Source organism: Bradyrhizobium sp. cf659, from assembly GCF_900113725.1.
In the GTDB taxonomy this organism is placed as follows: Bacteria; Pseudomonadota; Alphaproteobacteria; order Rhizobiales; family Xanthobacteraceae; genus Bradyrhizobium.
Genome location: NZ_FOQJ01000001.1, coordinates 1,337,194 through 1,350,914, shown reverse-complemented (window position 1 = coordinate 1,350,914; position 13,721 = coordinate 1,337,194). Strand labels below are relative to the sequence as shown.

Genomic DNA, 13,721 nt, shown 5'->3' with positions numbered 1-13,721 from the left:
AGGGGGACGCGGCTTGCTATATCTCGCCTCAAGGTGAGGACGAGCCATGACGCCCTATGACTTCAAAGACCCCGATACGCGCCGCCGGCGGTTCCGCCCGATCCCGGTGCGGATGCTGGTGCCCAACGTCATCACGCTGCTGGCGATCTGCGCGGGCCTGACGTCGATCCGGCTGTCGATCGAGGGGCGGATGTCGCTCGCCGTCTACGCCATCGTATTCGCAGCCGCGCTGGACGGTATCGACGGCCGCATCGCGCGCATGATCAAGGGCCAGTCCAAGTTCGGGGCCGAGCTCGACAGCCTCGCCGACTTCGTCAATTTCGGCGTCGCGCCCGGACTGATGCTGTATTTCTGGCAGTTGCATGAGCTCGGCAATGCCGGCTGGATCGCCGCGATGGTGTTCGCGATCTCCGGCGGCCTGCGTCTTGCGCGCTTCAACGCCACCATGGACGATCCGAATAAGCCGGCCTTCGCCGCCAATTTCTTCACCGGCGTGCCGGCGCCCGCCGGCGCGATCACGGTTCTGCTGCCGATCTATGTGGCGTTCCTCGATCTCGGCCGCGCGCCCGCGGCGGTAACGGCGGCCTACACGCTCCTGATCGCCTTCCTGATGGTGTCGCGCCTGCCGGTGTTCTCCGGCAAGACCAAGCGCATGCGCGTGCCGCCGGAACTGGTGCTGCCGGCCTTCGTCGCGGTGATCGTCTTCATTGCTATCCTGATCGCCTATCCCTGGCACGTGCTGTCGATCGGCACGGTGCTGTATCTGCTCTGCCTGCCGCTGGGTTACAAATCCTATCGCGACCAGGCGCGCGCGATGGAAGCGACCGCACCGTCGGGAGGCGAGATCTCCTCGCCGCCTTCGGCGCCGACGCTGGCGAACCTGTCCGAGCCGCCGCACGACGACGACCGGCCCGGACGGCTGCACTAAAGCGCGATGAGATTTGGCTGAAACCTCATCGCGCTTTAGGTCGTTGTTTGAGCATGATCTTTTCGGAAAACCGCTGCGCACTTTTCCGGATCATGCACTGAGCGTTTTTCGCGGATATCTGCCATGAAGGCGCGCTGAGTTGGGTTGAGGCCCGATCTCGGCTATATCGCCCTGTGCCGGCGGCATCGCGTCAATCAGCCGCCAATCTGGGAGAGAACGCCGTGACTGATACCGCGACCGGGCCGCTGCCCGCTTCCGTCCTTGAAGCGCTGGGCCGCTATGACACGCCGACGATCTGCAATGCCATGGAGATCGTGGCGCCCGAGCGGCGGCTGATCGGCTACACCACCAAGCAACTGGTCTGTCCGTTCCCCGACCTGCCGCCGATCGTCGGTTATGCCCGCACGGTTGCGATCCGCTCGGTGCTGAAATCCTCGCTGCCTGCCGAAGAGCAGTCGAAGCGCCGCATCGAATATTACGAATATGTCGGCACCGGGCACGGGCCGCGCATCTCGGTGATCCAGGACATCGACGGTCCCGACGTCGGCTACGGCGCGTTCTGGGGCGAGGTGCAGAGCAACGTGCACAAGGCGCTCGGCTGCCTCGGCGTCATCACCGACGGATCGATCCGCGACATCCCGCAATGGGCCCCTGGCTTCCAGGCGCTGGCCGGCTCGATCGGCCCGTCGCATGCCTGGGTGCATGCCGAGAGCTTCGGCGGCGAAGTGCGCGTCGCCGGCATGACCGTGAAGTCCGATGATCTCATCCATGCCGATCAGCACGGCGCCATCGTGATCCCGCTCGACGTCGCCGCAAAGCTGCCGGAAGCCGCCGAGCTCTGCGGCCGCCGCGAGACCCCGATCCTGGAGATCGCCCGCAGCCCCGACTTCTCGCTGGAGAAGCTGAAGGCCGCGCTGAAGCGCTCGGCGGAGATTCACTGACGGGCTGACCAAACGACCTACGGCCGCGATGCCGGCCGTGGGTCGCCCTGTTCCATCAGGAACAGGGCAGCCTGATCCGGCTCGCCGAACATTGCGGCGGCACATCCGATCAGGGTGAAGCCGCCGGCAAGATCCCATAGCGTGATGCCTTCGGCATGGCCGGGGACGTGAAGCAGGCGTGCTGCGATCACGGCAAAGACGGCCTCGGCGAAGAGCACGATGCTGAACGCGGGCAGGGCGAGCTCCGGTTCGAACAGGTGGAGCACCAGTACCGCGGGAAGCGCGGTCAGAAGACCGAATAGCGTCACCATTGCGATGGCTCCCGCCATGAGCTTGCCGCCCCGCTTCAGAATATCAGCTGATCTATCGCCCCGGATGTGGCGCAGGGCCGCAGCCGAACGCCTCGCACGGTGAAGACGCGCTCAGCCTCGAGCTGGCGGGCCTGTCGCCCGGATGCGAGCCGTCATGGTTAGCGAAGTGTTGAGATTCCTGTCGGCGGCCGGCAAGTCCGGCGCGCGCGGCGCGCCTGCACCACGCTGTCCCGACTTAACCTTTACGCGGCTTTAAGGGCGGCGCTCTAGGGTTTCCGATGCGGTTCGGGGTTGGGCCGCGCCAGCGGCCAGGACGGCCGTTGTTGCGTACGCGTTTGGAGTATCCCATGGATATCATGACGGGCGTTGGGCTCACGGCGGGCATCATCGTCATCGCGGCGATGATCTTCATGGGCGGCGACCTCCACATGTTCATCTCCGAACATGCGATGATCATCATCTTCGGCGGCTCGATTTCCGCCACCATGATCCGCTTTCCGCTCAGCGCGCTCCTGCACGGCCTTCCGCTCGGCGCCAAGTTCGCCTTCACCATGAGCCGGCTGTCGGCGCACGACCTCGTCGACGAGCTCGCCCGCATCGCCGAGATCGCCCGCAAGCAGGGCCCGGTGGGTCTCGAAAAGGTCGAGACCGACGAGCCCTTCCTCGCCAAGGGCATCCGCTATGTCGCCGACGGTTACGACCTCGACTTCATCCGCGACAATCTCGAGCGCGACCGCGACAACTTCCTGATGCACCTCGACGAGGGCAGCAAGATCTATCGCGCCATCGGCGACTGCGCCCCGGCCTTCGGCATGATCGGCACCCTGATCGGCATGGTGCAGATGTTCGCGAACATGACCGACCCTTCCAAGCTCGGCCCGTTCATGGCGACCGCGCTGCTCGCAACGCTCTACGGCGCGCTCGTCGCGAACCTGTTCTGTCTGCCGATCGCGGACAAGCTGCACGGCAAGCTGCTGGATGAAGAGACCAACCGCACCCTGATCATCGACGGCATCCTGATGATCCGTGACTCCAAGAGCCCGACGCTGGTGCGCGAAATGCTGCTGGCCTATCTGCCGGAGAAGCACCGCCACGCCGAAGGCGAGCCGGTGCCGGCGTAACGCCGCCCGCCGGGACAGACAGACATGGCCAAGAAGAAGCGCGGCGATGCTCACGGGGGCGGTCACGGCTGGTTCGTGACCTTCGCCGATTTGATGGGCCTGATGATGAGCTTCTTCGTGATGCTCGTCGCATTCTCGACGCAGGACGCCAACAAGCTGAAGATCGTCGCCGGCTCGATGCGCGACGCCTTCGGCGTGCAGAGCGAGGCGCGCTACGCCGGCATCGTCGAGTCCGACGGCCTGCCGACGCGCCCGCGGCTGAAGAACGTCGACCATATCCAGCCCGAGGATGCCTCCAACACGCCGACCCCGGACCAGGAGGATCGCGACCGCACGTCGGGGGCGAAGATCAAGGTCGACCGCAATTTCGCGCTCGCCGCGGCCTCGCTGCGGCAGGCCTTGCAGGACATGCCGGAACTGACCGAGATGTCCAAGCACATCATGTTCGAGGAGACCAAGCAGGGTCTCAATCTCGAAATCGTCGACCAGGACGGCCGCTCGATGTTCGCCGACGGCTCCAAGGTGCCCTATGACCGCACCCGCCGCCTGGTCGAGAAGCTGGCGATTCCGCTCAAGGCCACGCCGCTCCGCGTTTCCATCGCCGGCCACACCGCGGCCGGCTTCGTTCCGTCCCGCAGCGACTACGGTGCCTTCGATCTGTCGGCCGACCGCGCCAATGCCGTGCGGCAGATCCTCGAGCGCGAGGGCCTGCCGGCCTCGCACATCTTCGCCGTCTCCGGCAAGGCGGACACCCAGCCGCTGTTTCCGGACGATCCTTCGCTTGCCGCCAACCGGCGCGTGACCATCACCCTGATGCGCGAAGACCCGCCGCTGCCGCCGAATTTGAAGCCGTAGGGCGTGATCCGGACCAAAGGGCCGCGCTGGCGCACTTGCGCTACCATCTTACCTGAGGCATGTCGTCGCGCTGGCGACGAGCGTGGCCGCGCCGTCACAGCATTCGGCTCCGCGCCTGCTAAGGTGGGGTGCCGATTGACAGGCGCGCCGGAAGCGTCAAAAGGCGCCGGATCAAATTCAGGGACGAAGCGTTTTCCATCTTCATGACGGCGAGCATCACACAGGCCGAGACCCAGGAAGGGCCGGTCACCTCAGGCTTTTGGGCGCTTACGCTCGGGAGCATCGGTGTCGTTTTCGGCGACATCGGCACCTCGCCGCTCTACGCATTCCACGAGGCGGTGCGGGGCGCGGCCCATGGTGAGCCGGTCACGCGGGTCATGGTGCTCGGCGTACTCTCGCTGATCCTGTGGGCGCTGCTGATCGTCGTCACCGCTAAATACGTCCTGCTGCTCTTGCGCGCGGACAACAACGGGGAGGGCGGCACGCTCTCGCTGATGGCGCTCGGCCAGCGTGCACTCGGGCGGCGAAGCTGGTTCCTGCTCGCGCTTGGCGTGGTCGGCGCCTCCATGTTCATTGGCGATTCCATGATCACGCCGGCGATCTCGGTGTTGTCGGCGGTCGAGGGTCTCAAGCTCGTGACCCCAGCGTTCGAGCACTATGTCGTGCCGCTCACCGTCCTCATCCTGGTGCTGCTGTTCGCGGTCCAGAGCAAGGGGACGGCGCTTGTGGCCTCGGCCTTCGGGCCGGTGATGGTGGTCTGGTTCACGTGTATTGCGGTGATGGGCGCCGTCCACATCGCCGACGATCCGTCGGTGCTGGCCGCGATCAATCCCTATTACGCGCTACAGTTCCTGCTGTCGCACGGCACGATTGGCCTCGTGACACTGGGCGCGGTGTTCCTGGCGGTGACCGGCGGAGAGGCGCTCTATGCCGATCTCGGCCATTTCGGCCGCAAGCCGATCCAGGCGGCCTGGATGTTCTTCGTGCTGCCCTCGCTACTGATCAACTATTTCGGGCAGGGCGCGCTGGTGCTGTCCGATCCGAGCGCGATCGAGCATTCCTTCTACCGCATGGTGCCCGAGCATCTGGTGCTGCCGCTGGTCGGGCTTGCGACCGCGGCGACCGTGATCGCGAGCCAGGCGGTGATCACCGGCGCCTATTCGCTGGTCTATCAGGCCGTGCAGCTCGGCCTGCTGCCGCGCTTCGAGGTGCGCTATACCTCCGAAACCCATGCCGGTCAGATCTATCTGCCGCGCGTCAATCGGCTGCTGCTGATCGGCGTGATGCTGCTGGTGCTGTTGTTCCACACCCCCAGCAATCTTGCTTCGGCCTACGGCATCGCGGTTTCCACCACCATGGTCGCCGACGGCATCATGGGCTTCGTGGTGATCTGGAAATTGTGGAACTGGCGCGCGGCGACCGCTGCGGCGGTGATCGTGCCCTTCGTCGTCGTGGACATGAGCTTCTTCAGCGCCAATCTGCTCAAGCTGCTCGAAGGCGCCTGGGTGCCGCTGCTGTTCGGCGCGGCCATGGCAGGGACGATCTGGACCTGGCGCAAGGGGACCGGCATTCTGCTCCAGAAGACCCGCCGGATCGAAGTGCCGCTGGACGATCTGATCCGGAGCCTCGAGAAGCGGCCGCCGCACATCGCCAAGGGCACTGCGGTGTTCCTGACCAGCGATCCTTCCTTCGTGCCGACCGCGCTGCTGCACAACCTCAAGCACAACAAGGTGCTGCACGAGCACAACGTGGTCCTGACCATCGAGACCGCGCATACGCCGCGGGTCGATCTGTCCGAACGCTTCCGCATGGAGAAGATCAGCGACAAGTTCTCCAAGGTCCGCCTGCGCTTCGGCTTCATGGAACAGCCGAACGTGCCCAAGGCGCTCGCGATCGCGCGCAAGCAGGGCTGGCAGTTCGACATCATGTCGACGTCGTTCTTCGTGTCGCGAAGGTCGCTGAAGGCCTCGGCGCAGTCGGGCATGCCGCTCTGGCAGGACCATCTCTTCATCGCGCTCAGCCGGTCCGCCAACGACGCCACCGACTATTTCCAGATTCCGACCGGAAGGGTGGTTGAAGTTGGCACGCAGGTCATTATTTGAACGCGGTTGGCGGACCTATGCAATATATGCATGGCGTGGGCCCAAAATCGGGCTAGGCTATGCCGGCAGCGCAGGACTATAAGCCCGCGCTCTTCCGCCGTTGTGCAGTGAAGCATTTTTAGAGGCCACTGGGCTCTCCCATGACAAGCGACGTAGCAGTTCCCGCCCCGGAAACGGCGGCGGCCAATGGCCATGGCGAGGCCCACACCACAGCCGGTTTCGGCGCGCTGACGCTCGGCAGCATCGGCGTGGTCTATGGCGACATCGGCACCAGCCCGCTCTACGCGTTCCGTGAGGCGGTGACGGCGGCCTCCTCGGGCACCGACGGGCTCGCCACGCCGGCGGCCGTGCTCGGCGTGCTCTCCCTGATCCTGTGGGCGCTCATCGTCGTGGTGACGCTCAAATACGTCGTGATCCTGCTCCGCGCCGACAACAACGGCGAGGGCGGCACGCTCGCGCTGATGGCGCTGGCCCAGCGCGCGGTCGGCACCCGCGGGGCGACCATCGTCCTGCTCGGCATCATCTCCGGCGCCCTGTTCTACGGCGACGCCGTCATCACCCCCGCGCTTTCGGTGCTGTCGGCGCTCGAAGGCATGAAGGACGTCACGCTGCGGTTCGAGCCCTACATCGTGCCGCTGACCGTGGTGATCCTGGTCTGCCTGTTCGCCGTGCAGTCGCGCGGCACCGCCCGCGTCGCCGCCTTTTTCGGCCCGATCATGTGCGTCTGGTTCGCGGTTATTGCGGTGGCGGCGATCCATCCGATCATCCAGCAGCCGCAGGTGCTGTTCGCGCTGAATCCGCTCTACGCCGTGTCCTTCATGCTCCACCACGGCATCATCGGCTTCGTGACGCTGGGCGCGGTGTTCCTGGCAGTCACGGGTGCGGAGGCGCTCTATGCCGACCTCGGCCATTTCGGCAAGCGGCCGATCCAGACCGCCTGGTTGTTCATCGTGCTGCCGTCGTTGGCGCTGAACTATCTGGGGCAGGGCGCGCTCGTCCTCGGCGATCCCGGGGCGATCGAGAGCCCGTTCTTCCAGTTGTTTCCGCAAGGCTGGATCCGCGGCGCCATGGTCGTGCTCGCCACCGCCGCCACCGTCATCGCCAGCCAGGCCGTCATCACCGGCGCCTATTCGCTGACGCGCCAGGCGATCCAGCTCGGGCTGCTGCCGCGCTTTGAAATTCGCCATACGTCTGAAGCCCATTCCGGCCAGATCTTCATCCCGCGCATCAACCAGCTCTTGCTGGTCGCGGTGGTGCTCCTGGTGCTGCTGTTCCGCTCCTCCAGCGCGCTGGCGTCCGCCTACGGCATCTCTGTCACCGGAACCATGGTGGTCACGGCGATGATGGGCTTTGTCGTGATCTGGAAGGTCTGGCGGTGGTCGCCGCTCGCGGCGGCCGCGCTGATCGCGCCCTTCCTGTTCCTCGACCTGACCTTCCTGGCCGCCAACCTGCTCAAGGTGTTCGAGGGCGGCTGGGTGCCGCTCGCGCTCGGCGCGCTCATGATCATCTTGATGTACACGTGGCGGCGCGGCAGCCGGCTGCTGTTCGAGAAGTCGCGCAAGCTCGAGTTCCCGCTCGCCGATCTCGTGGCAATGCTGGAGAAGCGGCCGCCGCAGCGGGTGCCCGGAACCGCCGTGTTCCTGACCTCGGACCCGCTCAGCGCCCCGACCGCGCTGATGCATAGTCTGAAACACTACAAAGTGCTGCACGAGAAGAACGTCATTCTCACCATCGAGACCGCGCAGACCCCGCGGATCGATCCGGCCGAGCGCGTCAGGCTGGAGCAGATCAGTCCGACCTTCTCCAAGGTGACGCTGAAGTTCGGCTTCATGGAATCGCCCAACGTGCCGAAGGCGCTGGCGATCGCCCGCAAGCTCGGTTGGCAGTTCGACATCATGTCGACCTCGTTCTTCCTGTCGCGCAGGGCGCTCAAGCCTGCCGCCCATTCCGGCATGCCGCGCTGGCAGGACCGGCTGTTCATCTCGCTCAGCCGCTCCGCCAACGACGCCACCGACTATTTCCAGATCCCTAGCGGCCGCGTGGTCGAGGTCGGAACGCAGGTGACGATCTAACGTCCGAGCTGGCGCACGTCCGTCTCCACCGCTGTCATCGCCCGCCTTGTGCGCACTTGCGCACTGGGGCGGGCGATCCAGTATTCCAGAGACGGCGAGGGAATACGGCGAGGCTGCGGCGTACTGGATTCCCCGCCTTCGCGGGGAATGACACCGAGCTAGCGGTGAGAGGTGAAGCGGGAGTTTCAGACATTCTGAACGCCGGACTTCAAGTCGCTGCGATTTAGCTTTAACTTGCGCCGCGCGGCCCAAGCCTTTGTCGCGCTTGATTTTCGCTGGCCGAGAGGCGAGGTTGCGCCCCGTCGGGATCACCCCGGCCTGAGGCTCGGACGTTGGAGGATGAAGTGGCAAACCAGGTGCAGGATCTGACCCCGGACGAGGTCTCCAAGGGTGTCGCGGAGGGCCGCTATCTCCTCGTCGACGTTCGCGAGCCGAACGAGGTCGAGGCCGAGGCCTATCCTTACGGCGTCGTGGTGCCGCTCTCGACCTTCGATCCCAAGGCGATCCCCGATCCCGCCGGCAAGGAGGTCGTGTTCGCCTGCCGCTCGGGCAAGCGCTCGGTGACGGCCTCGCTCGCGGCGCAGGCGGCGGGCCTGCCTTACGACAAGCATCTGGCCGGCGGCATGCTCGGCTGGAAGGCGGCGGGTCTTCCCAGCAAGGTCGGTGGCTGACCGCGCGATGACGACCAAGAGCTCGTCCCTGAACAAGGTCTTCGCCGACCTTCCCGTCACCATCTTCGAGGCGATGTCGCAGGCCGCCCGCGACAACGCCGCCATCAATCTCGGCCAGGGGTTCCCCGACGATCCAGGCCCGGAGGACATCCGCCGCGCCGCGGCCGACGCCTCGCTGAACGGCTACAACCAGTACCCGTCGATGATGGGCCTGCCGGAGCTGCGCCAGGCGATCGCGACCCATTACGGCCACTGGCACGGCCTCAAGCTCGATCCGATGAGCGAGGTGATGGTCACCTCCGGCGGCACCGAGGCGCTGACCTCGGCCATCCTCGCGGTGGTCCAGCCCGGCGACGAGGTGGTCTGCTTCCAGCCGGTGTATGATTCCTACCTGCCGATCATCCGCCAGGCCGGCGGCATTCCGCGGCTCGTGCGGCTCGAGCCGCCGCATTGGCGATTGAACGAGGACATGCTGAAAAGCGTCTTCAATTCAAAGTCCAAGGCGGTGCTCTTCAACAACCCCTTAAATCCCTCCGCAGTGGTCTATCCGCGCGAGGACCTCGAGCTGCTGGCGCGCTACTGCCAGGAGTTCGACGTCATCGCGATCTGCGACGAGGTCTGGGAGCACGTCACCTTCGACGAGCACAAGCACATCCCGCTGATCACCATCCCCGGCATGCGCGATCGCACCATCAAGGTCGGCTCGGCCGGCAAGATCTTCTCGCTGACCGGCTGGAAGATCGGCTTCGTCTGTGCCGCGCCGCCGCTGCTGCGGGTGGCGGCCAAGGTGCACCAGTTCCTGACCTTCACCACCGCGCCGAACCTGCAAGCGGCCGTCGCCTACGGCCTCGGCAAGTCCGACGACTACTTCCTGTCGATGCGCAAGGACCTGACCCGGAGCAGGGATCGCCTGACCAGGGGACTGGAGAGCCTCGGCTTCCCCGTGCTGAAGTCGCAAGGAACCTACTTCCTCACCGTCGACCTGTCGCCACTCGGACTCAACGAGAGCGACACCGAGTTCTGCTGGCGGATCGTTAGGGATTACAAGGTCGCGGCGATCCCGGTCTCGGCGTTCTACGAGCAGGATCCGGTGACCTCGGTGGTGCGCTTCTGCTTTGCCAAGAAGGACCAGACGCTGGACACCGCGCTGGAGCGGCTGTCGGACGCGGTGCGCGGACGCAAGAGGTAGACCTAGATGACGAACGTCAGCCGCTCGGGACTTGGCTTTGGTCTCGCGATCGCCGCAGCGCTGACGTTCCTCTCGCAAGGGGCGGGCGCCGAGGAGCGCGTCGTCAACTTCTACAACTGGTCGAACTACATGGCGCCGGACGTCCTTGAGGCCTTCACCAAGGAGACCGGCATCAAGGTGGTCTACGACACCTTCGACGCCAACGAGACGCTGGAGACGCGCCTGATGGCCGGCAAGTCCGGCTATGACGTGGTGGTGCCCACGGCCTATTTCCTGCAGCGCCAGATCAAGGCGAACATCTTCCAGAAGCTCGACAAGTCGAAGCTGCCGAACCTTAGCCATGCCTGGCCCGTGGTGACGCAACGTCTCGGCATCTACGATCCCGGCAACGTCTATGCCGCCAACTACATGTGGGGCACGACGGGCATCGGCTACAACGTCGCCAAGGTGAAGCAGATCCTCGGCGCCGACGCCAAGATCGACAGCTGGGACATCGTCTTCAAGCCGGAGAACCTTGCCAAGTTCAGAGATTGCGGCGTGCACATGCTCGACTCCGCCGACGACATCTTTCCGGCGGCGCTGAACTATCTCGGCCTCGATCCGAACTCGACCAAGCAGGCCGACCTCGAGAAGGCCGCTGACGTGGTCGCAAAAGTCCGCCCGTCCGTGCGCAAGTTTCACTCCTCCGAATACCTCAGCGCGCTCGCGACCGGCGAGATCTGCTTCGTGGTCGGCTGGTCCGGCGACATCATGCAGGCCCGCGCCCGCGCGGCGGAAGCCAAGAAAGACAATAGCAGCGGCATCGAGATCGGCTACACGATCCCGAAGGAGGGCGCGCAGATGTTCTTCGACAATCTCGCGATCCCCGCGGACGCGAAGAATGTCAAAGAGGCCTACGAGCTGATCAACTATCTCTATCGTCCGGATGTCGCCGCCAAGAACTCGGACTTCCTGTCCTACGCCAACGGCAACCTCGCCAGCCAGAAGCTGGTCGACCCGAAGATTCTGAGCGACAAGAACATCTATCCTGATGAGGCGACGCTCGCAAAACTGTTCGTCATCACGGCGCGTGAGCCGACCACCCAGCGCATCATCAATAGGCTCTGGACGAAGGTGAAGACGGGGCGGTAGACGGGCTGAGACGGAGCAGACGCTCCTCTTGCTCGGTCGTCATGCCCGGGATTGTCCCGGGCATCCACGTCTTTCCTGCCGCGTGGTGATGCGTGGATGGCCGGGACGTAGGCGAGCGGAAGCGACGCCGTCCTTCGGACGGGCTATGCCCGGCCATGACGGAGAGAGTTCTGTCCGCTACCGCCACCGCCGGTGCAGCCAAAGCCACTGCTCGGGATGCTCGCGCACCCAGCCTTCCACCACGTTGGTGATCGCCTGGGTCGTGCCCTGGATGTCGATCTTGCCGTCGGCATCGCGCACCGGCTGGACCTCCTCCGTCAGCTCCGCGGCGAAGCGGCCGCCGGGCTTGCGGATGATGCGGACGCCGTGGATCGGGCATTCGACCTGGCGCAAGAGGCGCGCCAGCATCGGGTTGGCGCGGGTCTTGCGGCCGAAGAAGGTGACCTCGACGCCGCCGGTCAGGTATTGGTCGACCAGCATGGCGACGTGCTTGCCGTCCTTGAGCGCCTGCGCGAGCCGCAGCGGCGCATCGCGGCCCGCCGGGATCAGCGTGCCCATGTTGACCTGACGCATCTCCTGGATGATGCGGTCGGCGGAGGCGATGTTCGGTCGGCGATAGAGGATCGCGGCGTCCAGCCCATGCGCGACGGCGGCGAGCGCCGGCAATTCCCAGTTGGCCAGATGGGCGGCGAAGATCAGCGCCGGCTTGCCGTCGTCGCGGATGTCGTCGAACCGTTCGATGCTGCTTTCGGGCAGTTCGATCCGGCTGCTCTCGGGATGGGCGCGGTCGTAGTCCCAGACATGGTCCATATGGGCGAATTCGGCGCCGACGCGCCCGAGATTGTCCCACACCCCCATCAGGATGTTTTCGATCTCCTCGGGCGACTTCTCGGGAAACGCTGCGGTGAGGTTGGCGCGGCCGATGCGGTGCTCGCGCAGGCGCGGGCCGATCAGCTTCGTCACGCGCGCGAAGAAATCCGAGGTCTTGACCGGATCGAAATAGCGCGTGGTGCGCAGCATGCCGACCGTGGCGGCGCCGATCAGCCCGCCGCCGATCGATTTGGCAGCCTCCCGCGCGCGGGCCTTGATGCTCGCAGGAAGCAGCGCCATGCGTCCGGTCAGGCCGGTTCGCGGGTCAGGATCAGCGAGGCGTTCTGGCCGCCGAAGCCGAACGAGTTCGACATCACCGCAGTGACGCGGGCGTCGCGCGCCTTGTTGCCGACGACGTCGAACAGGATCGTGGGATCCGGGGTCTCGTAGTTGATCGTCGGCGGGATGCGCTGATGCTCGAGGGTGAGCAGCGAGAAGATCGCTTCCACGGCGCCGGCGGCCGAGATGGTGTGGCCGACCATCGACTTGTTGGAGGTGACCGGGATCTTCGAGACGAGCTCGCCGAACACGGCCGATGTCGTATTGAACTCCATCTTGTCGTTCTCGGGCGTCGCGGTGCCGTGCGCGTTGATGTGGTCGATCTGGCCCGGCTCCATGCCGGCGTCAGCCAGCGTCTTGTTCATGCAGCCGATGATCGGCTTGCCGTCGGGCGAGGAACGGGTGCGATGGAATGAATCGGTGAGCTCGCCGCAGCCGGCGATCACGCCGAGGATCTTTGCACCGCGCGCAGTCGCCGCTTCATAGCTTTCCAGCACCAGCGCGCCGGCGCCTTCGGCCATGACGAAGCCGTCGCGGTTCTTGGAGAAGGGGCGGGAAGCCGCCTGCGGCGGATCGTTCTGGGTCGACAGCGCCGAGAGCAGCGAGAAGCGCACCAGCGCTTCCGGGTTCACCGTACCGTCGGTTGCGACGCACAGCGCGGCATCGGTCTCGCCGCGGCGGATCGCCTCGACGCCGAGCTGGATCGAGGTCGCGCCCGAGGCGCAGGCCGTCGACAGCGAGATCGGCGAGCCCTTGGTGCCGAAAGTCTCGGCGAGATACGCGGCGACCGAGCCGAACATGAAGCGGTGATGATAGGCGCTGTACTTGCCGCCGCCGGAGATGCGCAGCAGATCGTCATAGGTGAAATCGGGCCTGCCGACGGCGCGGCCAAGCTCGCGGCGCTGCGGCCATTCGACCTCGACCGGCGCGACCGCAAGGAAGAGGGGACCCGGGAAATCGGCCCTGGCACCGATGCCGGCCTGCTCGAGCGCTTCCTGCGTCACCAGTTCGGCCATCCGCTCCGACAGGCCGGTGGAGGAGAACGGATCGACGCTGACGAAATCGACCGTGCCGGCCATCGTCGTCTTCAGGCCGTCGACCGGAAAGCGCGTGATGGTGCGGATGCCGGATTCGCCGGCGACGAGCTTCGCCCAATTGTCCGCCTTGCCGGCGCCGAGCGAGGTCATGATGCCCATGCCGGTGACGACGACGACGGGACGCCCGAATTTGTCGCGTGGTGCAGTCATGTCG

Annotated in this window: 12 protein-coding genes; 9 read left to right on the top strand and 3 right to left on the bottom strand. The window is 65.5% G+C overall.

The features are described from left to right. Nucleotides 1–46 precede the first annotated feature (46 nt). Both BM118_RS06675 and BM118_RS06670 read left to right on the top strand, forming a co-directional pair. Nucleotides 47–928, top strand: a complete 882-nt coding sequence (locus BM118_RS06675) for a CDP-alcohol phosphatidyltransferase family protein (RefSeq protein ID WP_092183325.1) — start codon at nt 47–49, stop codon at nt 926–928. Nucleotides 929–1,149: 221 nt separating this feature from the next. Continuing rightward, nucleotides 1,150–1,869 (top strand): RraA family protein, encoded by a 720-nt coding sequence (locus tag BM118_RS06670; protein ID WP_038966252.1) that lies wholly within the window; start codon nt 1,150–1,152, stop codon nt 1,867–1,869. 17 nt (nt 1,870–1,886) lie between these two features. On the opposite strand, the gene BM118_RS06665 is transcribed toward BM118_RS06670, so the two are convergent. Beyond that, complete coding sequence (locus BM118_RS06665; RefSeq protein WP_092183323.1) at nt 1,887–2,180, bottom strand: hypothetical protein; 294 nt, start codon at nt 2,178–2,180, stop codon at nt 1,887–1,889. A gap of 347 nt (nt 2,181–2,527) precedes the next feature. On the opposite strand from BM118_RS06665, the gene BM118_RS06660 reads away from it, so the two are divergent. The 7 genes from BM118_RS06660 to BM118_RS06630 all read left to right on the top strand — a co-directional run bounded on the left by BM118_RS06660 (nt 2,528) and on the right by BM118_RS06630 (nt 11,321). After that, a complete protein-coding gene (locus BM118_RS06660) occupies nt 2,528–3,301 on the top strand; it encodes a motility protein A (RefSeq protein ID WP_011086581.1) in 774 nt (257 codons plus the stop codon). 24 nt (nt 3,302–3,325) lie between these two features. Further along, nucleotides 3,326–4,156 (top strand): OmpA/MotB family protein, encoded by an 831-nt coding sequence (locus BM118_RS06655; protein ID WP_092183321.1) that lies wholly within the window; start codon nt 3,326–3,328, stop codon nt 4,154–4,156. Nucleotides 4,157–4,359: 203 nt separating this feature from the next. After that, complete coding sequence (locus BM118_RS06650; protein ID WP_177234061.1) at nt 4,360–6,258, top strand: potassium transporter Kup; 1,899 nt, start codon at nt 4,360–4,362, stop codon at nt 6,256–6,258. Nucleotides 6,259–6,398: 140 nt separating this feature from the next. Then, entirely contained in the window at nt 6,399–8,330 is a 1,932-nt protein-coding gene (locus BM118_RS06645; RefSeq protein ID WP_092183317.1) for a potassium transporter Kup, read from the top strand. Between the two features lie 344 nt (nt 8,331–8,674). Next, nucleotides 8,675–9,001: a rhodanese-like domain-containing protein gene (locus BM118_RS06640; protein ID WP_015686918.1), complete on the top strand. Its 327-nt coding sequence runs from the start codon at nt 8,675–8,677 to the stop codon at nt 8,999–9,001. Between the two features lie 7 nt (nt 9,002–9,008). Continuing rightward, a complete protein-coding gene (locus BM118_RS06635; RefSeq protein ID WP_092183315.1) occupies nt 9,009–10,190 on the top strand; it encodes an aminotransferase in 1,182 nt (393 codons plus the stop codon). 6 nt (nt 10,191–10,196) lie between these two features. Further along, nucleotides 10,197–11,321, top strand: a complete 1,125-nt coding sequence (locus BM118_RS06630; protein WP_092183313.1) for a polyamine ABC transporter substrate-binding protein — start codon at nt 10,197–10,199, stop codon at nt 11,319–11,321. A gap of 177 nt (nt 11,322–11,498) precedes the next feature. On the opposite strand, the gene BM118_RS06625 is transcribed toward BM118_RS06630, so the two are convergent. Together BM118_RS06625 and BM118_RS06620 are read right to left on the bottom strand one after the other, a co-directional pair. Then, nucleotides 11,499–12,431 carry a lipid A biosynthesis lauroyl acyltransferase gene (locus tag BM118_RS06625; RefSeq protein WP_092183311.1) on the bottom strand — a complete coding sequence of 311 codons (933 nt, stop codon included), beginning with the start codon at nt 12,429–12,431 and terminating at the stop codon, nt 11,499–11,501. Between the two features lie 8 nt (nt 12,432–12,439). Continuing rightward, the gene (locus BM118_RS06620) at nt 12,440–13,717 is read right to left on the bottom strand and encodes a beta-ketoacyl-ACP synthase (protein WP_092183309.1); all 1,278 of its coding nucleotides are present in this window, start codon (nt 13,715–13,717) and stop codon (nt 12,440–12,442) included. Nucleotides 13,718–13,721 lie beyond the last annotated feature (4 nt).

What these genes read in the sequence shown, in the direction of transcription:
- BM118_RS06620 (WP_092183309.1), bottom strand. Translation starts at nt 13,717, where the DNA reads ATGACTGCACCACGCGACAAATTCGGGCGTCCCGTCGTCGTCGTCACC.
- BM118_RS06645 (WP_092183317.1), top strand. Translation starts at nt 6,399, where the DNA reads ATGACAAGCGACGTAGCAGTTCCCGCCCCGGAAACGGCGGCGGCCAAT.
- BM118_RS06650 (WP_177234061.1), top strand. Translation starts at nt 4,360, where the DNA reads ATGACGGCGAGCATCACACAGGCCGAGACCCAGGAAGGGCCGGTCACC.
- BM118_RS06625 (WP_092183311.1), bottom strand. Translation starts at nt 12,431, where the DNA reads ATGGCGCTGCTTCCTGCGAGCATCAAGGCCCGCGCGCGGGAGGCTGCC.
- BM118_RS06660 (WP_011086581.1), top strand. Translation starts at nt 2,528, where the DNA reads ATGGATATCATGACGGGCGTTGGGCTCACGGCGGGCATCATCGTCATC.
- BM118_RS06675 (WP_092183325.1), top strand. Translation starts at nt 47, where the DNA reads ATGACGCCCTATGACTTCAAAGACCCCGATACGCGCCGCCGGCGGTTC.
- BM118_RS06630 (WP_092183313.1), top strand. Translation starts at nt 10,197, where the DNA reads ATGACGAACGTCAGCCGCTCGGGACTTGGCTTTGGTCTCGCGATCGCC.
- BM118_RS06655 (WP_092183321.1), top strand. Translation starts at nt 3,326, where the DNA reads ATGGCCAAGAAGAAGCGCGGCGATGCTCACGGGGGCGGTCACGGCTGG.
- BM118_RS06665 (WP_092183323.1), bottom strand. Translation starts at nt 2,180, where the DNA reads ATGGTGACGCTATTCGGTCTTCTGACCGCGCTTCCCGCGGTACTGGTG.
- BM118_RS06635 (WP_092183315.1), top strand. Translation starts at nt 9,009, where the DNA reads ATGACGACCAAGAGCTCGTCCCTGAACAAGGTCTTCGCCGACCTTCCC.